The following is a 23,314-nucleotide window of genomic DNA, read 5'->3' as shown; positions in this document are numbered from 1 at the left end:
GTGGTGGGCTGGCTATTTTTTTGGCTTTTTGGGATACCTTGGATAAAAGCCATCAAAAAACGAATGGAGCTTATACCAATACCATTTTTCTTCAATGCTCAAAGTTCTACCCGAATCTTTAACTTGGCTACTCAAGAATCTAATTCCAGTACAAATAGCTATGAAAAAGAGTCCCAAACCAACAATTGTCCAACTCGCTTGCCAATATGCGATTGCTAAAAGCATCGTGATGATGGCTATTAGGCCGATGGGGTTACAGGTCGCTTTGAATCCCAAGTAGCCGAAAAAAACGACGGTGCAGAACAGAAATGGTAAAGCCGCTAACTTGGCTGATGCTGTTAATATTTCTGATGGAAAAAAGTGAGCCGCAGCCAAAGTCGCCAGAAAAAGCCCCAGTGATATAACCCAGCAGCGTGCTGGTAAAGATTTAAGTAAGTTTGCCATCTTCTTAGTTCTCTCAAAGTGCACGGGCGGTGCACAATCAAATCATGCATCAGCATGTTAGTTCTCAAAAAGTGCTCTAGTGGTTTGCTCGGCCATAATCTCACACACAGGACATTTAAGCTGAATGCGCTGTTGAGATACCGTCAAATAAAGACTACCGCATCGACACCGGTGTAAGGATGCAAGCTGTGATCTTAAATCACGAGCTAGAACCCAACCTTCATTGATGGTCAGTTTTTTCCAGGGGATCTCAGCTGGAAGATCTGCTTCTTCTCTTGCAACCAAGTACGCATCGTAAGCCTTCATCAAAGCATCGATATTTAATTGCTTGTAGACATTATCACCACCAATATTGACATAAAGCGCCATCAGTAGAGAGCCTTCAACTAATGCTCTTCTGCTTTTAACAATGGCATCAGATTCTGGCAATTGACCAGGACAAGGTGACTTGCCAGTCACTTCTTTGTGAAGCCTTCTGATAATGTGGATTGGCAAACCAGTATCGAGCGCGATTATGGTTGTTCGAAATCCGTATTTAATAAGTAGCGAGGCTCGGGTAAACAGCTCACTTTTGGACAGGTTATCAATCATGCATCCCCCTTGTTGTTTAGGGTTGATAATAAATAAGCGATTCTTGGGATACCTGTGCCTTTGCTCTTCACCATCTCAATCAGTTGGCTTTGGTTACCCCTTGGTTGAAACAGCATGAATGATGAGGTCGCCACTCGTTGCAGGTCGTCAACACCAGCATTAATCAGAGCATCAACCACGTCGCGTGTAAGTCCAAAGCGCAAGACGGCCTCTTGCGGATCAATGCGCGCCAATTCGCGTGCTGCGTGCAGGTACGCCAAATTTAATTGATAGAAGTCTTGTTGATTGGTTGTCATTGACGGACCTCCAGTTCATGTAAAATATTGCGATAGATAGAAAGCACTCTTTGCCCATACCAGCGTGCACGCTCTTCGTTCCAACTGTGATAGCGGCCTATGCCAAGCTCTAAATCGTTTGGTGAAGACTTGATTGCTTCGGCCAAAATACTTGAGCCGACGGTAAGGTTGGTGATGGGGTCTAGCAGTTCCGCCGGTGAGCTCACCCGATGCCCATGCCAATGCAAATTGATTTGCATTAGGCCAATATCGAGCTGGTATTTTTCACTCTCTTGAAGTGCCTGGTTTAACAGTTGCTCCGCTTCTGTCTTAGATTTGGCGTAGGTTGCGTTTGAACCATTGCGAATTGCGTATGGCCATGGACTGGTCATGTTGAGACCACGATGTGAGGCGGACTCAGCCAAGGCAACGGCGTAGAGCATGACAGGATCAATACCAACGCTTTGTGCTGCTTTTTCCCACTGATAGCCCGGAAACGCATAGACTGAAGTGCTTGCGGACATGGCTATCACTAGGGCAATGGTTTTTGCTTTAATCGTTTTCATTTTTGTCCTCTAATTGATTTCCGAGAAGCGCCTGAATGGCTTTCGGGCTTATTCTTTTTAATGGCACTGCGCTAAAGTCGGCGATGCCTCTCGTATAAACTTGTGCCGCTTTTGACCAGTCGCCTACGGCAACAGGCGCTTGCATATCAAATCCTTTTTGCTGGTTCTGATGGTCTGCAATACCTTGTAATAGCCTTGGGTATTCACCCACTTCGTCCCGCAACAAGTAAGCCTGGTAGCGTGTTAAAAACTCTTTTTGCTTAAATGGGTATTCCCTGTCATCAACTTTGCAGAGTTCAACCCATCCCCCCATGTCTGAAATCACGCGGTGGATAAGTGCATCGTCAAACATCACGGATGTCCAAGCGCCAACCTGACGAACTGCCTTGTCAACTTTGTTCCAAGCAACCATGGCTCTTGAACCCGAGTTGCCATCGATATGCTTGATGACGTCAGCGGGCTTTGGAAAAAATTGCCCAGTATCCGGTGATTGAATATGCCGAGTCAGACCGATTCGCACTTCTTCAATGCTGTAAGCACGAAGGGCTTCAAATGCGATGGATAGCAATTGCGGTGATACGCTTTTGCCATACATGGCCCAAGCTGCTCCCCAGACTTCAGCAAACTCGCGTTTATCAACCTCTTGCACTTGAACGAACCTCCCGAATACCTGGTCCGGCCCAGCTTTCAGCAATGCGGCGATTGCTTTCTTCAATATTCAATTGGTGATTGCTGCCCTTTAGGCTCGTCGATGATTGCTGTACTTCATCAATGCGAACGTACTCGTCTTCCCATTGCCGGTTTAAAAGCCAGTTATGTGGGATAGGGGTCTTAGTCCGATCTTGATACTGCAATCGGTTGTCTCGTTGCTCTTTCCAGCGTGTTAGCACTTCCAAGGCGAGTTCATGGTCTTCATTGAGGCCCATGCGTAGCCATTCTTCTTTGGCTTTCGCTTTTTTTTCTTTGCGTATTTGTACATCCCAGAAGTCTTCAAACTGTATGTGGTCAACAGTTTTAACTGTTGGTTTATTGCTTCTCTCAGAGTCATCCGACCGTTGAGAGTCCCTTACCGGGTTGCCATCAGGCATAAACAATGATGAAAATTCTTCTGGTAGCCGAGCTTGAAAAGCGGCAAGAGATTTCAAAAGCGATGCCATACCAATGAAGTCGGCAGGTACATCTTTAAGCAACCGAAAGGCTGCCTTACCTTGGTTTGGGTTTTCGATTGGGTTGTGCTTCAGAAAGCTTCGAATCAAAGTCCAACCAGATGCCTCGCAACGAATCAGGAACTGATCTTGTTCTAACTCACTTAACGTCTTGGCAACCTGTTGCTCATCCCAGTTCAAGTCAGAAGCAACGTAACCAATCGGCAGTCGAAAGCAGCCAAGCAAATTACAATGTGGGCATGTAAGCAAATACAGTCCTAGCAACTTCGCTGAGTCACTCCAGGACAAAACATTTTGCTTTAGCCAAAAGCGGGTATAGACCTTGCCATAATCACGCATGGAGGAACTCGCTTTTGTGTTTACGTAAAATGCTGACCATTATTTGCCCTTAATCCTACTGGTTACTGGCTTTCAGCTCGCTTGGGCATTCGGGATAGATGTCCGGTCTTAACTGAGATCGGGTTACCTGTCCTTGCGTAGCTTGTTCGATGGGTAAAACGAATTCAGCGGGAACACGCCCTGATTTATTCAACCAAAACCAGACGTTTTGCTGCTTTGAGTTGATGGCTCGTGCTAATGCTGATTGCCCGCCGACCAAGTCAATGGCACGGCGGAGATGTTTTTGTGTCATGTTGAACACTTCCATACCGTCTCCTGTTACAATAAAAACTGTTACAAGATTGAATGTTACAGTTTAAACTGTAGATAAGTCAACAGTTAAAATTGTTGAAAGGCTACAGTTTTATTTGTAGAATACGGGCTTATGAAAACTTTATCCGAACGACTAAACCATGCCTTGCAGCTTACTGGGGTGACTCAGTCTGAGTTGGCTCGTCGCATTGGTATTAAACAGCAGTCGATCAGCCAGATTTGCTCTGGTAAATCGGCTAGGTCTCGTTACACCATGCAGATCGCGGAGGCGCTTCGCGTGAATGCTCATTGGCTCGCCACAGGTGATGGCGAGATTGGCTTGGGGGTCGGTAATGTAGAAGTCGGGCCTGATATTAAGGGAAGAATTCCTCTCATTAACTGGGTTCAGGCCGGTGATTGGACTGAAATAGCGGAGGGATTTGCCCATGAAGATGCTGAGGAGTGGCGTGAAGTCACTGGGAAAGCACATGAGGGTTGTTTCGCACTTCGCGTAAAAGGCGACAGTATGGAAAATCCAAGCGGAAAAAAATCCATACCTGAGGGAGCAGTGATCGTTGTTGATCCTGAGTTACCTTACTCTTCAGGTTCATTGGTTGTTGCGCGTTTGGATGATTCGAAAGAAGCAACCTTTAAGCAGTTGGTTATTGATGGTGAACAGAAGTATCTAAAACCTTTGAACCCGCAATACCCGGCAATACCGATCAACGGCAACTGCACCATCATCGGTGTAGTACGACAAGCTATCATCGATTTCTGGTAGCGAAGGAATTTGTGGTTTAGCCACAGTTGTTCATGAGCTGAAGAAGCAACGATTGCAAACAGCTACAACTGAGCACTGGCGCACGCTGAGAGTAAATGGTAACCGATTAGATAACCATTGATTGTTTATAAAGTCAAGATCAGCGAAAATAGCGGCCAATTACGATTAACACGACGGATTTGACAAGCGAAGAACTGAAAAGAGAGTACTTCCAAAAGTGTGTACAAATCCGTGTACAAACTAAAAGAATTTATACATGGCAAACCAAGATTTTCTTAATGAAATCAATAAGCGAAGGACCTTTGCTATCATCTCGCACCCCGATGCAGGTAAGACAACAATTACGGAAAAACTCCTTTTGCTTGGCCAATTGATTCAAACGGCTGGGTCGGTGAAAGGTCGAAAAGGTGATAAACACGCCACATCCGATTGGATGGCGATGGAGAAGCAGCGTGGTATCTCCATCACGTCTTCCGTGATGCAGTTTCCTTATAAAGACCGCATGGTGAATTTATTAGATACACCGGGACACGAAGATTTCTCGGAAGATACTTACCGTACATTGACCGCAGTAGACTCTGTGCTAATGATTATTGATGGTGCAAAAGGTGTCGAGGATCGTACGATCAAGTTAATGGACGTTTGTCGTTTACGTGATACACCCATTTTAACCTTCATCAATAAAATGGACCGAGACATTCGAGATCCAATTGATTTGCTGGATGAGGTGGAAGAAGTCTTAAAGATCGCGGCGGCTCCTATCACTTGGCCGATCGGTATGAGTACTTTTTTTAAGGGTGTGTATAACCTTTATACCGATACCATTCACGTGTTTGTTCGTGGTCGAGGTCATACCTTGATGGACGATATTCGAATCGAAGGCTTGGAATCACCAGAAGCAAAAGAGTTGTTGGGTGATGAATGGGCGGCGTACATGGAAGAAATTGAGTTGGTTCGTGGGGCGAGTCATGAGTTTGACCACGACGCTTATCTTGCGGGCGAATTAACGCCTGTTTTCTTTGGTACAGCACTGTCTAACTTCGGTGTTCGAGAAATGCTGGATGGTTTTGTCGAATGGGCGCCATCTCCCATTGGTCGTGAAACAAACACTCGTAACGTTGATGCTCGCGAAGAAAAATTCTCTGGTTTTATTTTTAAAATACAAGCCAATATGGATCCAAAGCATCGTGACCGTATTGCCTTTATGCGAGTGTGTTCTGGAACCTATGAGCGTGGCATGAAAATGCGTCATTGCCGCTTAGGAAAAGACATTAAGGTTACAGACGCTGTGTCCTTTACCGCAGGCGATCGAGAAGGTGTTGAAGAGGCATTTTCTGGCGATATCATTGGTTTGCATAATCACGGTACGATTCAGATAGGTGACTCCTTCACTGAAGGTGAAGACTTGAAGTTTACGGGTATTCCGCATTTTGCCCCTGAACTTTTCCGCCGAGTTCGATTAAAAGACCCAATGAAAATGAAAGCGTTGCAAAAAGGTTTGCAGCAGCTTTCTGAAGAAGGGTCTACTCAGTTGTTTATGCCACAACGTAATAATGAACTGATTGTTGGTGCAGTAGGTCAGTTGCAGTACGAAGTGGTTGCGTATCGCTTGAAAGATGAATACAAAGTGGAATGTATTTATGAGGCGATCAACGTCAATACGGCTCGCTGGGTTGAGTGTGATGATCCTAAGAAGTTTGAAGAATTTAAAAATAAGTGTCGAGATAATTTGGCCATTGATGGCGGTGGACACTTAACGTATTTGGCGCCAACCCGAGTAAATCTCATGATGGCGGAAGAGAAATGGCCGCAAGTTCGTTTCCGTTCAACTCGAGAGCATTGATCAATACTTGACTAAAATAGTAGGGTAAGCGGATAATTCGTTAATTAATAATGGTTTTAGTGGTATTAAAATGAGCATGGTTGAATCGGTTGACCCTATCGAATTTACAGACGCGGCTGCAGCGAAGTTGCAATCTTTGATTGAAGAAGAAGAGAATGATCGACTTATGTTGCGTGTTTATGTGACGGGTGGTGGTTGTTCTGGTTTTCAATATGGCTTTACGTTTGATGAAGAGCACCAAGAAGACGACACTGAAGTGGTTAGAAATGGTGTGACCTTGGTCGTTGATCCTCTGAGCTTTCAGTATCTTGTTGGGTCTGAAGTGGACTACAAAGAAAATTTGGAAGGCTCTCGCTTTGTGGTGCAAAATCCCAATGCGACCTCTACGTGTGGTTGTGGCGCGAGCTTTAGTATTTAAGCAGGTTCTTGTGCCGCGATAGATTAGGTAATGAATAAGCCCTTCATGCAGATTGTGTGAAGGGTTTTTTTATGGCCAGCGTTTTGTTTAGGCCTTTGTATAAAGATTGTTCGCGCGTCTGGCTCGTTCTTCTTCGCTGATTGTATTTCCTTCTAGCGGTTTGTGGTGGCCAACAAATAATAATCCAATTTTATCGTCACCCAGTACGACAGGGGTCAGTGTATTATTTTTTGACCGCCAGATTCTCAAGCCAGTAATTTCAGGTGGCAAGTTATCGCTACTGATTATCCTGCTTTGATTGATGTGAGCATAAAGAGGAGAAAGTTGATCTGGCTCACCGTCTTGATCGAGCAGTATATGGTGGTGTGTTGCTTGTTGTCGAAGGAACTCAGGTGGATAGGGGGTGCGTAAAACGGGCAGCGTGCTTTCTTTTTGGAATGTGTGAAAAATGTTCGGCGTTTCTGGCGATCCGTTATGAGGTGACAGTAATAATGTCATTTCAATGGGTGTCCCATAAGATGGTTTTACCGGAATGTGGAAAATGAGTTGTTTTGCAGGTGGGCGCCGGTTTCCAGTGGATGTTTTATAGGCCACAGATGGGTTGTCTTTGTCCGCGCTTGTTGGCGGGACTTGTAGAAAAAGGGCCCATTTTTTTAGGTCTAAATTGAGTTCTTCAGGTGAATATAGGTGTAGGTTGGTGCTGATTAAATGTCGCAAGGTGTGTTCAATTAGGTTGGCAAAAACGCTAACTGACGCGGTGAGTGGTGTTTTGACTTGGCTATCTAGGTGTATTTCCTTTACTTGATGCGCAGCAGAGCTTAAGTCGACAGAATCTTTATTGCTGATTGTAGGGCGATATTTGGTCCTAGAAAGCAATTTTTTCTCGTTTGACTGGGTGCTGGCTCTGTTAATCGCCTCTATAAATAGCATGTGTACGGCTCCTTTGTTTGCTGTCAAAGGTATCGGCCACAATGTTGAAGAGTTTAGAGATAGTCTGTTTTTCGTGCAAAAAGACTATCTCAATAGTCGCTCTTAGCGTAGCAAGTTAGATAGCTTTGGGTTTGCTTCTAGTGCAGCTCGGTAAAATAGCGCTACTTTGCCAATCGTTTGAATGGTTTCACATTTCATTATTTTACTGATTTCTGCAATCAATTCGCTGCGGACTTCGCGATCCATGATGCTAATGCGTACTTTGATAAGTTCGTGATCTTCGAGTGCGCGATCAATTTCTGTTAATACGGTTTCTGTTAAACCGTTGCCTGCAATCATTACCACTGGATTAAGGGCGTGACCGATTAGGCGATATTGCTTTTTTTGGGCGTTTGTAATGCTCATAGTATAAATTTCTCATATTAGTTGACCCTCTTTATTGGAGGCTTTAGAGGTTAAGCGATATTATAGCGGAATATTGACTGATTTAGGTATGATGAAAACGTGGCAAGATCAAAAAGTAGTAATAGTTGGATGAAGGAACATTTTGACGATCCATATGTCAAAAAATCCCAACAAGATGGTTATCGCTCTCGAGCCAGTTATAAGCTGATGGAGATCAATGACAAGGATAAATTGTTTCGGCCTGCGATGCGTGTGGTTGATCTGGGGGCGGCGCCGGGCGGTTGGTCTCAAGTCGCCGCAAAGTTGGTTGGCGATAAAGGTACAATAGTGGCCTCGGATATTTTAGAGATGGCTCCGTTACCTGGTGTTAGCTTTGTTCAGGGGGATTTTACTGAGCAAGAAGTATACGAGGCTATTTTAGCTGAAATTGGAGAAGAGAAAGCGGATCTTGTAATTTCAGATATGGCCCCCAATATGAGTGGTAACAACTCTGCAGATCAGCCACAAGCTATGTATCTTGTGGAGCTTGCCTTGGATATGGCGGCCCAAGTACTTCGTCCAGGTGGAAATTTTCTGGTAAAAGTGTTTCAGGGTGAAGGGTTTGATGAATACCTCAAGACTATGCGGGCTCAATTTGAATCTGTTATAACGCGTAAGCCGGATGCATCGCGAGCCAGAAGTCGCGAAGTGTATTTATTAGGAAGACAATACAAAGGTTAATGAGAAATGTTCTGGTATCATTGCCAGAGACATTAAATATAACCGTTTAGAGGTGTGCTCTTGAACGATATGATGAAAAATATACTGTTGTGGTTAGTGATTGCTGCTGTACTACTGACTGTTTTTAATAATTTTAATACGACGCCTGATACAAACCGGATTTCATATTCTGAATTTGTGAAAGAAGTGCAAGACGGTCGTATCGCGAAGGTCATTGTTGATGGTTATACCATTAGCGGCAGCCGCACCAGTGGGGACACTTTTGATACTGTGCGCCCAGCGGCGGCAGATCCTAAGATAATGGATGACTTGCTTAGCAATAATGTTGTTGTGGAAGGGCGCATGCCTGAACAGCAAAGCATTTGGACGCAGTTACTTGTGGCCAGTTTTCCTATTTTGCTTATTCTTGCCATTTTCATGTTTTTCATGCGTCAAATGCAAGGCGGCGGCGGTGGTAAAGGCGGCCCAATGTCTTTTGGTAAATCCAAAGCGCGCCTTTTGCCGGAAGATCAGATTAAAACAACCTTTGCTGATGTGGCTGGTTGTGATGAAGCAAAAGAAGATACGTCTGAGTTGGTTGATTTCTTGCGTGAGCCAAGTAAATTTCAACGCCTTGGCGGTAAGATTCCACGCGGTATTTTGATGTGTGGTCCTCCAGGTACAGGTAAAACCTTGCTCGCTAAAGCCATTGCTGGCGAAGCGAAGGTGCCTTTCTTTACAATATCGGGTTCTGACTTTGTAGAAATGTTTGTTGGTGTTGGTGCATCTCGTGTTCGTGATATGTTCGAGCAAGCTAAAAAACACGCTCCTTGTATTATTTTTATAGATGAGATTGATGCTGTTGGTCGTAATCGTGGTTCCGGTATGGGCGGCGGCAATGATGAGCGCGAACAAACATTGAACCAATTGTTGGTTGAGATGGATGGTTTTGAAGGCAATGAAGGCATTATTGTTATTGCAGCCACTAACCGTCCTGATGTATTGGATCCAGCGTTGTTGCGTCCGGGGCGTTTTGACCGTCAAGTGCAAGTTGGTTTGCCGGATATTCGTGGACGTGAACAAATTCTTAAAGTGCATTTGCGTAAAGTGCCTTGCGATGACGATGTTGAACCAAAAAACATTGCTCGTGGTACGCCTGGTTTCTCCGGTGCGGATTTAGCTAACTTGGTTAACGAGGCGGCATTGTTTGCGGCGCGTTCTAATCGCCGTTTGGTGAACATGGAGCAACTTGAGCTGGCGAAAGATAAAATTCTCATGGGTGCCGAGCGCAAAACCATGGTGATGAGTGACAAAGAAAAATTAAACACGGCGTATCATGAAGCGGGTCATACCATTATTGGTTATTTGATGCCTGAGCATGACCCTGTTTACAAGGTTTCTATTATTCCTCGTGGACGTGCGCTTGGGGTTACTATGTATTTGCCTGAAGAGGATAAATACAGTGTTAGTAAAACCGGGTTAGAGAGCCAGGTGTGTAGTCTTTACGGTGGTCGTATTGCGGAAGAGCTTATTCATGGTTTTGATGGCGTTTCGACGGGTGCTTCCAATGACATTGAGCGTGCTACGAGTATTGCGCGTAACATGGTGACTAAATGGGGCTTGTCTGAAAAGTTGGGGCCATTTGCTTACGAAGAAGACGATAATGGTGGTGGTTTTATTTCTGCGCCTACAGGGGGGAAAGCAAACTATTTCTCACCTGAGACTGGGAAAATAATTGACGCGGAAGTTCAGGATATTATTAGTCGTTGTTATGCAAAAGCGACACAAATTCTGACAGATAATCGCGATAAGCTTGAAGTGATGACTGAAGCTTTGATGCAGTATGAAACCATTGATGCTAAGCAAATCAAAGAAATAATGGACGGTAAAAAACCATCTGCTCCTGAAGGGTGGTCTGATCCAGGGGCTAACCCATCGAAAAATGATGGTGTTGAATCTACTGATGAAACAGCCTCTCCAGAGGTGGGTTTATCTTCAGATGATCAGGTTGAACCGTCGGATCAAGCACCTAAACCTGCGGGTGAGTAGCTTGTGTCATTAATTACTGATGTGGTCTTTTCATGTCGTTAATGCCTTTTGGGGACAAGTCGTTAGACTTGTCCCTTCCTCATGTTATGGGGATACTAAATATCACGCCAGATTCATTTTCTGATGGCGGTGCGTTTAATTCCTTAGATGCCGCGTTGCATCAAGCCGATAAGATGATTCAAGAGGGCGCTAGCATTATTGATGTGGGTGGCGAGTCTACTCGTCCCGGAGCGTCCCCTGTTTCTATTCAGCAAGAACTTGATCGCGTATTGCCTGTTGTTGACGCTATAAAGACGCGTTTTGATATCGTGGTTTCTGTCGACACGAGTACTGAGGAAGTGATTCGAGGTGCGGCTCTTTTACGGGCCGGATTGATTAATGATGTGCGAGCGTTAGAGCGAGAAGGCGCTTTGCAGGCAGCGGCGGAAACCAGCCTCCCAATTTGTCTAATGCATATGAAAGGTGTGCCGCAAACAATGCAGGATCACCCCGATTATGATTCGGTCGTGACGGATGTTTCAAATTACTTGTTATCGCGTGTCGGTGAATGTGAGGCGGCTGGTATCGATCGTACTCGTCTTATTCTTGATCCAGGTATCGGTTTCGGCAAATCGCTTTCTCATAATCTGTCTTTATTGAATCACACTGATCATTTTAAAAAATTAGGCTTTGACGTCCTTATTGGTCTTTCTAGAAAGACGATGATTGGGGATGTATTAAGTCTTCCGGTAGAAGAGCGCCTGTACGGCACTATGGGGGCAAATGCTGCCGCCTATTCAAAGGGAGCTCGTATTTTTAGAGTTCATGACGTTAAGCCGCATGTTCAAATGTTGGCGTTAATGTCTAGTATTGAGAGAGAAAACTAATGCGTAAATATTTTGGTACAGATGGAATTCGTGGAAAAGTCGGTACGACGCCAATTACGCCAGAGTTTATGCTCAAGCTTGGTTGGGCGGCAGGGCAGGTTTTTAAAGAAAATGACAAGAAAATCCTGATAGGTAAAGATACGCGGATTTCGGGCTATATGTTTGAGTCAGCACTTGAGTCTGGCATTGTTGCGGCGGGTGCGGATGTTCGCCTGGTTGGTCCTATGCCAACACCAGCAATTGCTTATTTGACACGAACCTTTCGTGCCAGCGCCGGCATTGTGATCAGTGCGTCGCATAACCCCTATACGGATAATGGTATTAAATTTTTCTCTGCGGAAGGCGGTAAGATTTCCGACGAAATAGAGGAACGTATCGAGTACTTCCTTGAGCAGCCAATGGAAGTAGTTGAGTCTAGTTTGATTGGTCGGGCAAAACGCATTGATGATGCTGCTGGTCGTTATATCGAATACTGTAAAGGCACCTTTCCTATTGGTTTGCAATTGAGCGGTTTGAAAATTGTTGTCGATTGCGCCGATGGTGCGACTTACCATGTTGCTCCACGAGTATTTTCTGAACTCGGTGCTGAGGTTATTTCCATTGGTGTGAATCCTGATGGATTAAATATCAATGAGTTTAGTGGTGCGACTAAGCCTGAGTTGTTGCGTAAAAATGTTTTGGCTGAAGAAGCTGACCTCGGTATTGCTCTAGATGGTGATGGCGATCGATTGATATTAGTTGATCGACATGGGGTTGTTCGTGACGGCGATGATATTCTTTATATTATTGCGAATCATTTAATGCGGACAGGGCGTTTTAGTGGTGGCGTTGTTGGTACCTTGATGAGTAACTTTGGTTTGGAATTGGCGTTCTCCGAAACAGGTATTGGCTTTAGTCGTGCTGCGGTAGGCGATAGGTATGTCAATGAGAAGCTAATGCAGCATGGCTGGGTGTTAGGTGGTGAGCCGTCAGGACACATTGTTTGTCGATCCATTACGACAACGGGTGATGGTATTATCGCAGCACTACAGGTTCTTCGCGCTATGGTCGAAGAGGGTAAGGCGCTCGATGAGCTTTTAGTTGGCTTGGTGAAATTTCCTCAGAAATTAAAAAACATTCGAGTGGCGAAGCGGTTTGTTCCTAATGAAGAGCCTGCTTTGCAAAAGGCCATTGCGGTAGCGAATGAGCGATTAAATGGCCTGGGTCGTGTTTTACTTCGTGCTTCAGGGACTGAGCCTTTGATTCGAGTAATGGTTGAAGGGCGGGATGATAAAACCGTGGATGAGCTTGTTGATTATCTGGTCGAAGAGGTGAAGTCGGTTGTTGCTGAAAAAATGAAGGCATAATCGCGTATTTTATGTGCTGAATATTAATAAATACTTGAAACCAAAGTGGGCTTTCCATAGAATGGGCGCCTCGAATTTAGGGGTTGGAATATGATTCGTCAAAAAATAGTTGCTGGTAACTGGAAAATGAATGGCTCAAAAGAGTCGATTTTTTCACTGTTGAGCGGCTTGCTTGAGATGGGGGATTCTAATTCCGAAGTGGTTATTGCACCTTCTTTTCCTTATTTGTCACAAGTGAATGCACTTGTTGATGGGGGTTGTCTTGTCTTAGCAGCTCAGAATATAAGTGATGAGGTGAAAGGCGCTTATACTGGTGAAGTTTCGGCTTCTATGTTGGGTGACTTTGGGGTTAAGTATGTATTGCTTGGGCATTCAGAGCGGCGCGCCATTTACCGTGAAACAGATAGTGTTGTTGCGGCAAAGGTGAAAGTGGCACTGGAGTTTGGATTGACACCAATGTTGTGTATTGGTGAGACGCTAGAAGAGCGTGAATCGAATCAGACTCTTTCTGTTTGTGAGCGCCAAATTCAAGTGGTTATTGATGCTGTCGGCATTGAAGCGTTTGAAAATATGGTTGTAGCTTATGAGCCAGTTTGGGCAATTGGAACTGGTTTGTCGGCAAGCGCAGAGCAAGCTCAAGAAGTACATCAATCAATTAGAGCCTTTTTGGCTAAGTCGTCAGAGTCTGTGTCTCAAAAGGTTCAGATTTTGTACGGTGGAAGTGTTAAAGCATCAACTTGCTCGGCTTTGTTTCAAATGCCTGATGTCGATGGTGCTCTTGTTGGCGGTGCATCACTTGATGCAAAAGAATTTATAGCAATAGTAAAAGCAGCGGGTTAATTGATGGAAGCACTTATTTTAGTTTTGCATGTACTGGCGGCAGTGGCCATTATTGCGTTGGTTTTGTTGCAGCAAGGTAAGGGTGCGGACGCTGGAGCCTCTTTTGGTGGCGGTTCGTCTCAGACCGTTTTTGGTAGTCAAGGTGGCGGTAGTTTCTTTGGTAAGATGACCGCTGTCTTTGCGTTGGTATTCTTTTTGACTAGTTTTGGTTTGGCTTTCTTTGCTAGCGAACAAGCAAAAAGTGTTTCTGGTGCGCTTGATTATGTTCCTTCGGCGCCTCAAGTTGAAGAAACTGTTGGTTTACCTGAGTTAGGTGGTAGTAAGAAAACGACATCGGATATTCCTGTTACTGAATAAGTTTTTGTTCTGTAAGGCGATTCGTTGTCGGGTAAAGAGTTTGCGGATGTGGCGGAATTGGTAGACGCGCCACCTTGAGGGGGTGGTGAGCTTTGCTCGTGGGGGTTCGAGTCCCCCCATCCGCACCAATCTTGAATTGATGTCGTATTGTGTGTATGATGTCGAGATATTGATGCAGAGTGATCTGGTTTGTCGAGTTTAAAGTGCCTTTGATGTGCTTTTCTCATGGTTTTCCTTTTTAGGTATCCGCACCAGTTTGTTCTTGGTATTAAGTGTCAGGATTGACGACCTTCTTCAATGAAGGATGCTCTCTCGATTTTAATCGATGTGAGTACTGAGAGCCCCTATATGGGGTTTTTTATTATCTGCACTGTTGTACTGTTTAATGAAAATGGGCCTTGAGCCCGTTTTTTGTTTCTGCGTTTTACAAAATTGGTTTTCGGAGAAAACGATTGTCAGCAAAATATACGATTTTAGAAGAACTTATTCGACCAGTCGTTGAAGGTTTGGGGTTTGAGTTTTGGGGTATGGAATACTTGTCATTAGGCAAGGATTCTGTGCTTCGTATTTTTATTGAAACGGACGACGAAAAGGGGATCGATGTAGAAAATTGCGCCCGAGTTAGTCGTCAAGTGAGTTCTATTCTAGACGTTGAAGACCCTATTACAGGGGAGTACAACCTAGAAGTATCATCACCAGGTTTAGATCGGCCTTTATTCAGTTTGGCTCAATATCAGGCGTATATCGGTTCTATTGTTTCTTTACGTTTACGAGTGCCGTTTGATGGCCGCCGTAAATTTAAAGGGCAACTAATGGGGATCGAAAGCGAAGATATTGTTATTCGCGTAGATCAAGAAGAATACTTATTGCCAATTGATTTAATCGATAAGGCAAATGTTGTTCCACAATTTTAAAAATTAACCTTGAAGAGAGGCTAAAAGGATGAGCAAAGAAATTCTTTTGGTAGTGGAAGCCGTTTCCAACGAGAAAGATGTTCCGAAACAAGTTATTTTCGAAGCCGTTGAAATTGCTTTAGCTAGTGCTGCCAAACGCCGTTTTGAAGAAGACGCATTAATTCGTGTCTCTATTGATCAGCGTACAGGTGATTATAAAACTTACCGTCAGTGGAATATTGTCGCAGACGAAGATTATTCTAATCCAGCATCAGAATTAACTATAGACGATTCTGAAGAACAAAATCTTGGCATTGATATTGGCGGGATTTACGAAGAAGAAGTAGAGTCTGAAATATTTGGCCGCATTGCAGCGCAAACGGCGAAGCAAGTTATCGTACAGAAAGTACGTGAAGCTGAGCGCGCTAAAATGGTGGCTTTATACACTGAAAAAGTTGGCAAGCTTGTTCATGGTCAAGTCAAGAAAGTGACGCGTGATAGTTTGATTATTGATCTTGGTGAAAACGCGGAAGCGTCATTGCCAAAAGATCAGTTGATTTCGCGTGAAAGCTTCAGAATGAATGACCGTATTCGTGCGTTGTTGCTTGAAATTCGTGAAGACAGTCGTGGCGCTCAATTGATATTATCTCGTAACGCTCCGGCGTTTATGATCGAATTGTTTCGCTTAGAAGTGCCGGAAATTGCTGAAGAAGTGATTGAAATTCGCAGTGCTTCACGCGATCCAGGTTTGCGTGCAAAAATTGCGGTGAAGACAAATGATCGCCGTATTGATCCGATTGGTGCGTGTGTTGGTATGCGTGGCGCTCGAGTTCAAGCTGTTTCGAATGAAATGAATGGTGAGCGTGTTGATATCGTGCTTTGGGATGATAATCCAGCTCAATTAGTTATTAATGCGATGGCGCCTGCAGAAGTAGACTCTATTGTTATTGATGAAGATGCCCATTCTATGGATGTTGCGGTTAAGAGTGACAACCTAGCGCAAGCCATTGGCCGTAATGGTCAGAATGTTCGTTTGGCGTCTACGCTGACTGGTTGGTCTTTAAATGTCATGACCAGCGAAGATGCAGAAGCTAAACAGCAAGAAGAATCACAAAAATTGATTGATGTCTTTGTTTCTGGTTTGGATATTGATGACGACTTGGCCATTCAAATGGTTGACGAGGGTTTCACTTCCCTTGAAGAAGTCGCTTATATCCCAATGGAAGAAATGTTAGATATTGACGGATTTGATGAAGATTTAGTAAATGAATTACGTTCACGAGCAAAAGAGGCGTTGTTAAATAAAGCGCTTCAGGCTGAAGAGCAATTGGATGGTGCCAAACCTGCTGCTGATCTATTAGCAATGGAAGGAATGGATAACCATCTTGCCTTGGTTCTTGCCTCTATTGGGGTAATTACAATGGAAGATTTGGCTGAACAGTCAGTTGATGAATTGCTTGATGTTGAAGGTATGACAGAAACACGTGCTGCAAGTCTCATTTTGACAGCTCGTGCGCCTTGGTTTGCTGAATCTGAATAAAATCTGAGTACATAAGGGGGAACTTAATGACAGTTCAAACCGTAAAGATACTATCCGAGTTGGTGAAAACACCAGTCGATAAGCTACTAACTCAGATGAAAGACGCTGGCCTTCCTCAAACGAGTGCAAGCCAAGAAGTCTCTGAAGTTGAAAAGCAAACCTTGTTGAATTTTTTGAAACGTCAACACGGTGAAGAAGGCGATAGCAGCCAACGTATTACGCTACAGCGCAAAACAACAAGTACACTTTCTCGTGGAGATGGTGGAAAAGCGGTTAATGTTGCGGTTAAAAAGAAGCGTACCTATGTTAAGCGCGACGATGTGGATGAAGAAACTCAAAAGCAAGAAGAATTGCTGGCAAAGCGTCTTTTAGAAGAGCAAGCGGCAGAAGAAGCGCGTTTAGATGCAGAGCGTCAGTTAGAAAAAGAGAAAGCAGCCAAAGCTCAGGCTGAAGCTGAAGAAAAAGCGCGTCAAGAAGCTGCTGTTAAGACAGTCGTAGCGGATGCTGGCGCGGTAAATGAAACGGAGCAGAATGTTTCCGATACAGGAGCGGCAGAACCCGTGGAATCACCTAAGCAGCCAAAAGCAGCGAAGAAAGTGCCTCAGCCAGCAATGGATAATAAAAAACCATCTGTTGCGCCTAAAGGTAAGAAAGGGCCAGTAAGGCACGACAACGATAAAGACAAAGAAAAACCTCGTGGTCGTAACAACCCAGAAAATAAGCGCACCTCTCGCGTTAATGTGAATGGTGATGATGAGTTTACTCGTCGTGGCAAATTGGGTCGTAAAGGTAAAAAACCGTCGAAGCAAGAGCATGGTTTCCAAAAACCAACGGCTAAGATGATCCACGAAGTGGCTTTGCCAGAAAGTATTACTGTTGCGGATCTTGCTGAAAAAATGGCAGTGAAGGGCGCAGAAGTTATTAAGGTCATGTTTAAAATGGGTGCGATGGCGACCATTAACCAAACAATTGACCGTGATACAGCAACGCTTGTTGTTGAAGAAATGGGTCATACCGTAACTTTGATCGACGAAAATGCCGTTGAAAACGACATGATTGAAGCGATTGATTATGAAGGTGAAGCAATTAAACGCGCACCTGTTGTTACCGTTATGGGTCATGTTGACCACGGTAAAACATCGCTGCTTGATTACATCCGTACGACACGTGTTGCCGCGGGTGAGTCTGGCGGTATTACACAGCATATTGGTGCATACCATGTTGAAACACCACACGGTATGGTCAGCTTCCTAGATACACCTGGACACGCTGCCTTTACTTCTATGCGTGCTCGTGGTGCTAAAGCAACAGACATCGTTATCCTTGTTTGTGCTGCTGACGATGGTGTTATGCCGCAAACGATTGAAGCTATTCAGCATTCTCGTGCTGCTGGCGTACCAATGGTTGTTGCTATCACTAAGATAGACAAAGAAGGCGCGGATCTTGATCGCGTTAAAAACGAATTGGTTGCACAAGAAGTGGTACCAGAAGAATGGGGCGGTGACGTTCAGTTTGTTGGTGTTTCTGCTAAATCTGGTGAAGGTATCGAAGCGCTTCTAGAAGCGGTTCTATTGCAATCTGAAGTGCTAGAATTGACGGCTGTACCAAGCTCACCTGGTAAAGGTGTTGTTGTTGAATCTCGCCTAGATCGCGGTCGTGGTTCTGTGGCTACTTTGTTGGTTCAAAACGGTACTTTACGCAAAGGTGATATCGTCCTAGCTGGTCTGCAGATGGGTCGTGTTCGTGCATTGTTGGATGAAAATGGCGATGCAATTAGCGAAGCGGGTCCGTCTATTCCAGTTGAGATTTTAGGTCTTGATGGCACACCAGAAGCAGGTGAAGAATTTATTGTTGTTGCGGATGAGCGTAAAGCTCGTGAAGTAGCTAACTTCCGTCAAGGTAAATACCGTGAAGTGCGATTCGCACGTCAGCATTCTGCTAAATTAGAGAACTTGTTCTCTGAAATGGGCAAAGACGAAGTTCGTACTTTGAACGTTGTTCTAAAAGCAGACGTTCGTGGCTCTCTTGAAGCGTTGATCAAGTCATTGGTTGACCTGAATACTGATGAAGTAAAAGTGAATGTTGTTTCTAGCGGTGTAGGTGGTATCACTGAGACTGATGCGACATTGGCACTTGCTTCTGATGCGGTTATCTTTGGTTTCAATGTTCGTGCGGATAACTCTGCTAAGCAATTTATCGAGCGTGAAAGTATTGATCTTCGTTACTACAGCATTATCTATAACATCATTGATGATGTTAAATCTGCGTTGTCTGGTATGTTGTCTCCAGATCTTCGTGAAGATATTCAAGGTACTGCCGAGGTTCGCGATGTATTCCGCTCACCTAAGTTTGGTTTGATTGCTGGTTGTATGGTGATCGAAGGAACGGTTTACCGTAATAAGCAGATTCGTGTGTTACGTGACGATGTGGTTATTTACGAAGGTGAACTTGAGTCTCTTCGTCGCTTTAAAGACGCCGTCAACGAAGTGAGCCGTGGAATGGAATGTGGTATCGGTGTGAAAAACTACAACGATGTCAAAGTAGGCGACAAAATCGAGGTTTTTGAAACCGTCGAAGTTGCTCGTACGCTTTAATAGGAAAAATCATGGCAGGCGAATTTAGTCGTACTAGTCGGATTGGTGACCAGCTCCAAAAGGAGCTGGCGTCCTTGATCCAGTTTGAAGTAAAAGACCCTCGTTTGGGGTTGGTTACTGTCAACGAAGTACGTGTTGCAAAAGATTTAGGGTATGCGGATATTTATTACACCGTACTCGGTAAAGACGATCAGCCAGAAGTGCTGGCAGAGAATCAGGCGGCACTAGACAGTGCCAAAGGTTTTTTACGTCGTCGTTTAGCGAAAGAAGTAAAACTTCGAGTGATGCCGCATTTGCGCTTCCATTATGACCAAAGTGTGGTCAACGGTTCGCGAATGTCGAGTTTGATTGACGAAGCAATTCGTGATGATGAAACGAAAAACGGTAACGAAGACGAGTAATAATGTCGTATGTCTAAGACAAAGTGGCGTTCAGTAGACGGTATCGTTCTACTGAACAAGCCGATAGGTTTAAGCTCGAACCAAGCGTTACAGCGTGTCCGTCGTCTCTATCGAGCGGCGAAAGCGGGGCACACTGGTGCGCTTGACCCTTTGGCAACCGGTATGTTGCCATTGTGTTTGGGTGAGGCGACCAAGTTTTCACAATTCCTATTGGATGCAGATAAGCGTTATGTTACTTGTATTCAGTTGGGAAAAAGAACGACAACAGGCGACCGTGAAGGTGATATTCTGACCGATGAGCCGATTCCGACCTTGACGGATGAAGCGCTTGAATTGGTGTTAGATGGCTTTCGTGGTGTGATAGAGCAGATTCCTCCTATGTATTCTGCTTTAAAACATGAAGGTAAGCCTCTGTATGAATATGCTCGTCAAGGCATTGTTATTGAACGCAAGCGTCGTACCGTCACCATTTCTAATTTAACGCTAGTGTCTCGAACAGAAGACACACTGACGTTGGATATTCAATGTACCAAAGGAACGTATATTAGAACCATTGGTGAAGACATTGGTGAAGCGCTTGGTTGTGGGGCTCATTTGCATTCTTTGCATCGTGTTTCAACGGCGGGTTATTCTCCAGATGGTATGTTGTCACTGGAAGAGTTTGAACGCATTGCTGAACAAGGCGAGACGGAGCTAGACACCTATTTAATGACGATGGATACTGCCGTTGAGCATTTGAATAGAGTAGAGTTGAGTCCAGAAGAGACAAAGGAAATGCTGTTTGGTCGAAGTGTCTCTAATCTTACGTCATTTGAAGACGGAAGCTTGGTTAGGCTCTATGATCATAATACGCAGCGTTTTTTAGGCTTAGGAGTATTAAAAGATACTATTATTAGGCCGCATAGACTCGTAAATACCAGTGAGTTAGCTAATAATTAATGTTAGACTTGCTCGCCTAGGATAACTGAAAATATGCTCGGCTATCCTTTACTTTTGAATAGCATATTAATTTGGAGATAAAGATTATGGCATTAACTGCAGAATCAAAAGCAGCATTGGTTAAAGAGTTTCAAGTAGCGGAAGGCGACACTGGTTCTCCTGAAGTTCAAGTAGCATTGTTGACTAAGAACATCGAAGGTCTTCAAGGTCACTTTAAAGCTCATATCCATGACCACCATTCTCGTCGCGGTCTAATCCGCATGGTAAACCAACGTCGTAAATTGTTGGATTACCTTAAGCGTAAAGATGCAGCTCGTTACACTGGTTTGATCAAAAAACTAGGTCTGCGTCGCTAAGACTGAGGAAGGGCCATAAATTATTATGGCCCTTTTTTTATTGGTCTCCCAAGGGACAGCCTGTACTTCATATGTGTTTTTCTCGAATAATATGACCGAGATAAAAGAGTGCATATGAGTACTGGCTTAAAAAGATGGTCTTTGGGAGAAAGCAATTTTTTTAACAAAAAGGAATACGTGTGAGTATTACGACAAAAACTTTCCAGTTCGGTAACGATACCGTAACGCTAGAAACAGGCCGCATTGCTCGTCAAGCAACAGGCGCTGTTCTATGTACTATTGGCGATGCACAAGTACTTGCTACTGTTGTTGGCGCTAAAACAGCAAAACCTGGCCAAGATTTCTTCCCATTGTCTGTTCATTACCAAGAGCGTGCTTACGCTGTCGGTAAAATTCCAGGTGGTTTCTTGAAGCGCGAAGGTCGTCCTTCAGAAAAAGAAACACTGACATCTCGTTTAATCGACCGCCCAATTCGTCCATTGTTTCCAAAAGGTTACATGAACGAAGTTCAGGTTGTTTGTATGGTTATGTCGACTAACACTAACTTGGACGCTGACATCGCGGCTATGTTGGCAACGTCTGCTGCATTGACTATTTCTGGTATTCCATTCAACGGCCCAATCGGTGCGGCACGTGTTGGTTTCAATGATGAGTCAGGCTACATTCTTAATCCTAGCTACTCTGATCTAGATGGTTCTTTGTTGGACATGGTTGTAGCGGGTACGAAAGACGCGGTCCTAATGGTTGAGTCTGAAGCGCAAGAGCTTACTGAAGACGAAATGTTGGGTGCTGTTCTTTACGCACACAAAGAAATGCAAGTTGCGATTACTGCGATCACTGAGTTTGCGGCTGAATCTGCTAAACCTCGTTGGGAGTGGGAGCCGGAAGCGGTTAACGTTTCATTGACCGACGCTTTAGCAACGGGTTATGCAGCGCAAATCGAAGAAGCATACGGTATCAGTGAGAAAATGGCACGCTACGCTAAATTAGGCGAAGTACGTAATGCCGCAGTTGCTGCTTTGGTTACTGAAGGCGGTGAGTTTTCAGAATCAGATGTAACGGGTGCTTTCTCTAAACTTGAGAAACGTACAGTTCGTCGTCGTGTTATCGATGGTCAGCCTCGTATTGATGGTCGTGACAATAAAACTGTTCGCCCAATCAATGTAGAAGTCGGTTTGCTTAGCAAAACACACGGCTCTGCTTTGTTCACTCGTGGTGAAACGCAAGCGATTGCAACCTGTACTTTAGGTACAAGTCGTGATGCTCAAATGAGTGATGGTTTGACAGGCGAAAGTAAAGACAGCTTCATGCTTCATTACAACTTCCCTCCATACTCAGTTGGTGAATGTGGTCGTATGGGCGGCGTTGGTCGTCGTGAAATCGGTCACGGTCGTCTAGCGCGTCGTGGTGTTCAAGCCGTATTGCCAAGTGAAGATGAATTCCCATACACAATTCGTATCGTTTCTGAGATCACTGAATCGAACGGTTCAAGCTCAATGGCGTCTGTTTGTGGTGCATCTTTGTCTATGATGGACGCTGGTGTTCCTCTTAAAGCGCCAGTTGCGGGTATCGCAATGGGTCTTATCAAAGAAGACGACGGTTTTGCAGTATTGACTGATATCTTGGGTGACGAAGATCACCTAGGTGATATGGACTTTAAAGTTGCTGGTACAGAAGAAGGTATTACGGCGCTTCAAATGGACATCAAAATCGAAGGTATCAATGAAGAAATCATGGATATCGCACTAACTCAAGCAATGGAAGCGCGTAAGCACATCCTGCGTGAAATGGCGGCGGTTATTGGTTACGCTCGTCCAGAAGTTTCTCCAAATGCGCCATCGATGGCGACGATCAAAATTGATCCTGAGAAAATTCGTGACGTTATCGGTAAAGGCGGCGCGATGATTCGTTCCATTACTGAACAAACTGGTGCGTCTATCGACCTTGATGATGATGGTACCGTACGCATTTATGCAGCGGACAAATCGTCTTCAGATGCGGCTTTGTTGAAAATTCATGAAATCACAGCGGAAGCGGAAGTTGATAAGCTTTACAAAGGTAAAGTAGTTCGTCTTGCTGAATTCGGTGCTTTCGTAAACATCTTACCTGGTAAAGATGGTTTGGTTCACATTTCTCAGATCGCTGAAGAGCGTATTCGTGCTGTGACTGACTTCCTTTCTGAAGGACAAGACGTAATCGTTAAAGTACTAGACGTTGATGCGCGTGGCCGTATCAAACTGTCTATGAAAGACGTAACGGAAGAAGAGAAAGCGTCTTACACTGAGTGATTTTGAGTGTAAATTGATGTTAAAGGGCGCTATTTATAGCGCCCTTTTTTTGTGTTTAACAGGATAAATACACTAAGATAGTATGATTCATGCAATA

General features: G+C 44.4%; 25 protein-coding genes and 1 tRNA gene. 17 read left to right on the top strand and 9 right to left on the bottom strand.

The window, feature by feature from the left end; all coding sequences use genetic code 11:
• Positions 1–12: 12 nt before the first annotated feature.
• From eexS to D104_RS23030, 7 genes are read right to left on the bottom strand one after another with little or no spacing between them, the layout of a single operon-like run.
• Positions 13–444, bottom strand: coding sequence for an entry exclusion protein EexS (gene eexS, locus D104_RS23060; RefSeq protein WP_024023018.1), 432 nt, complete (start codon positions 442–444; stop codon positions 13–15).
• A 57-nt stretch (positions 445–501) separates the two neighbouring features.
• Complete coding sequence (locus tag D104_RS23055) at positions 502–1,035, bottom strand: FlhC family transcriptional regulator (protein WP_000566753.1); 534 nt, start codon at positions 1,033–1,035, stop codon at positions 502–504.
• A complete protein-coding gene (locus D104_RS23050) occupies positions 1,032–1,331 on the bottom strand; it encodes a flagellar transcriptional regulator FlhD (protein WP_000210563.1) in 300 nt (99 codons plus the stop codon). Before D104_RS23050 ends, D104_RS23055 begins: the two co-directional genes overlap by 4 nt.
• Complete coding sequence (locus D104_RS23045) at positions 1,328–1,876, bottom strand: lytic transglycosylase domain-containing protein (RefSeq protein WP_024023017.1); 549 nt, start codon at positions 1,874–1,876, stop codon at positions 1,328–1,330. Before D104_RS23045 ends, D104_RS23050 begins: the two co-directional genes overlap by 4 nt.
• Positions 1,863–2,525 carry a DUF6475 domain-containing protein gene (locus tag D104_RS23040; protein WP_007105460.1) on the bottom strand — a complete coding sequence of 221 codons (663 nt, stop codon included), beginning with the start codon at positions 2,523–2,525 and terminating at the stop codon, positions 1,863–1,865. The genes D104_RS23045 and D104_RS23040 overlap by 14 nt, the downstream gene beginning before the upstream one ends.
• Complete coding sequence (locus tag D104_RS23035; RefSeq protein ID WP_024023016.1) at positions 2,512–3,381, bottom strand: hypothetical protein; 870 nt, start codon at positions 3,379–3,381, stop codon at positions 2,512–2,514. The genes D104_RS23040 and D104_RS23035 overlap by 14 nt, the downstream gene beginning before the upstream one ends.
• Positions 3,382–3,436: 55 nt before the next feature.
• Positions 3,437–3,688, bottom strand: coding sequence for a helix-turn-helix domain-containing protein (locus D104_RS23030; protein WP_024023015.1), 252 nt, complete (start codon positions 3,686–3,688; stop codon positions 3,437–3,439).
• Positions 3,689–3,805: 117 nt separating this feature from the next.
• On the opposite strand from D104_RS23030, the gene D104_RS23025 reads away from it, so the two are divergent.
• The 3 genes from D104_RS23025 to erpA all read left to right on the top strand — a co-directional run bounded on the left by D104_RS23025 (position 3,806) and on the right by erpA (position 6,714).
• Positions 3,806–4,453 (top strand): LexA family protein, encoded by a 648-nt coding sequence (locus D104_RS23025; protein ID WP_000854920.1) that lies wholly within the window; start codon positions 3,806–3,808, stop codon positions 4,451–4,453.
• Between the two features lie 256 nt (positions 4,454–4,709).
• The gene (locus D104_RS23020; RefSeq protein WP_024023014.1) at positions 4,710–6,296 is read left to right on the top strand and encodes a peptide chain release factor 3; all 1,587 of its coding nucleotides are present in this window, start codon (positions 4,710–4,712) and stop codon (positions 6,294–6,296) included.
• Between the two features lie 70 nt (positions 6,297–6,366).
• Entirely contained in the window at positions 6,367–6,714 is a 348-nt protein-coding gene (gene erpA / locus D104_RS23015) for an iron-sulfur cluster insertion protein ErpA (RefSeq protein ID WP_024023013.1), read from the top strand.
• 87 nt (positions 6,715–6,801) lie between these two features.
• On the opposite strand, the gene D104_RS23010 is transcribed toward erpA, so the two are convergent.
• Positions 6,802–7,644 (bottom strand): hypothetical protein, encoded by an 843-nt coding sequence (locus D104_RS23010; protein ID WP_024023012.1) that lies wholly within the window; start codon positions 7,642–7,644, stop codon positions 6,802–6,804.
• Positions 7,645–7,746: 102 nt separating this feature from the next.
• Complete coding sequence (locus D104_RS23005) at positions 7,747–8,049, bottom strand: YhbY family RNA-binding protein (RefSeq protein ID WP_024023011.1); 303 nt, start codon at positions 8,047–8,049, stop codon at positions 7,747–7,749.
• A 99-nt stretch (positions 8,050–8,148) separates the two neighbouring features.
• On the opposite strand from D104_RS23005, the gene rlmE reads away from it, so the two are divergent.
• From rlmE to pnp, 14 genes are all read left to right on the top strand, one after another.
• Positions 8,149–8,769, top strand: a complete 621-nt coding sequence (gene rlmE / locus D104_RS23000; RefSeq protein WP_024023010.1) for a 23S rRNA (uridine(2552)-2'-O)-methyltransferase RlmE — start codon at positions 8,149–8,151, stop codon at positions 8,767–8,769.
• Between the two features lie 60 nt (positions 8,770–8,829).
• Positions 8,830–10,797, top strand: coding sequence for an ATP-dependent zinc metalloprotease FtsH (gene ftsH, locus D104_RS22995; protein ID WP_084545990.1), 1,968 nt, complete (start codon positions 8,830–8,832; stop codon positions 10,795–10,797).
• Between the two features lie 32 nt (positions 10,798–10,829).
• Positions 10,830–11,663: a dihydropteroate synthase gene (gene folP / locus D104_RS22990; RefSeq protein ID WP_024023008.1), complete on the top strand. Its 834-nt coding sequence runs from the start codon at positions 10,830–10,832 to the stop codon at positions 11,661–11,663.
• Positions 11,663–13,009, top strand: a complete 1,347-nt coding sequence (glmM, locus tag D104_RS22985; protein WP_024023007.1) for a phosphoglucosamine mutase — start codon at positions 11,663–11,665, stop codon at positions 13,007–13,009. The genes folP and glmM overlap by 1 nt, the downstream gene beginning before the upstream one ends.
• A gap of 90 nt (positions 13,010–13,099) precedes the next feature.
• Positions 13,100–13,849, top strand: a complete 750-nt coding sequence (tpiA, locus tag D104_RS22980) for a triose-phosphate isomerase (RefSeq protein ID WP_024023006.1) — start codon at positions 13,100–13,102, stop codon at positions 13,847–13,849.
• Between the two features lie 3 nt (positions 13,850–13,852).
• Complete coding sequence (gene secG / locus D104_RS22975; protein WP_024023005.1) at positions 13,853–14,206, top strand: preprotein translocase subunit SecG; 354 nt, start codon at positions 13,853–13,855, stop codon at positions 14,204–14,206.
• Between the two features lie 42 nt (positions 14,207–14,248).
• A tRNA-Leu gene (locus tag D104_RS22970) sits at positions 14,249–14,334 on the top strand.
• A 324-nt stretch (positions 14,335–14,658) separates the two neighbouring features.
• Positions 14,659–15,120, top strand: a complete 462-nt coding sequence (gene rimP / locus D104_RS22965; protein WP_031214485.1) for a ribosome maturation factor RimP — start codon at positions 14,659–14,661, stop codon at positions 15,118–15,120.
• A gap of 28 nt (positions 15,121–15,148) precedes the next feature.
• Entirely contained in the window at positions 15,149–16,639 is a 1,491-nt protein-coding gene (gene nusA / locus D104_RS22960; protein ID WP_024023003.1) for a transcription termination factor NusA, read from the top strand.
• Between the two features lie 26 nt (positions 16,640–16,665).
• The gene (gene infB, locus D104_RS22955) at positions 16,666–19,233 is read left to right on the top strand and encodes a translation initiation factor IF-2 (protein ID WP_024023002.1); all 2,568 of its coding nucleotides are present in this window, start codon (positions 16,666–16,668) and stop codon (positions 19,231–19,233) included.
• An 11-nt stretch (positions 19,234–19,244) separates the two neighbouring features.
• The gene (gene rbfA, locus D104_RS22950; RefSeq protein WP_024023001.1) at positions 19,245–19,634 is read left to right on the top strand and encodes a 30S ribosome-binding factor RbfA; all 390 of its coding nucleotides are present in this window, start codon (positions 19,245–19,247) and stop codon (positions 19,632–19,634) included.
• A gap of 9 nt (positions 19,635–19,643) precedes the next feature.
• On the top strand, positions 19,644–20,573 hold the full coding sequence (gene truB, locus D104_RS22945) for a tRNA pseudouridine(55) synthase TruB (RefSeq protein WP_024023000.1): 930 nt from the start codon (positions 19,644–19,646) through the stop codon (positions 20,571–20,573).
• Between the two features lie 86 nt (positions 20,574–20,659).
• On the top strand, positions 20,660–20,929 hold the full coding sequence (gene rpsO, locus D104_RS22940; RefSeq protein ID WP_009835750.1) for a 30S ribosomal protein S15: 270 nt from the start codon (positions 20,660–20,662) through the stop codon (positions 20,927–20,929).
• A 179-nt stretch (positions 20,930–21,108) separates the two neighbouring features.
• Positions 21,109–23,217 (top strand): polyribonucleotide nucleotidyltransferase, encoded by a 2,109-nt coding sequence (pnp, locus tag D104_RS22935; RefSeq protein ID WP_024022999.1) that lies wholly within the window; start codon positions 21,109–21,111, stop codon positions 23,215–23,217.
• Positions 23,218–23,314 lie beyond the last annotated feature (97 nt).

The organism is Marinomonas profundimaris, assembly GCF_000508165.1.
Classification (GTDB): domain Bacteria; phylum Pseudomonadota; class Gammaproteobacteria; order Pseudomonadales; family Marinomonadaceae; genus Marinomonas; species Marinomonas profundimaris.
This window is presented reverse-complemented; position numbering and strand designations above follow the sequence as displayed.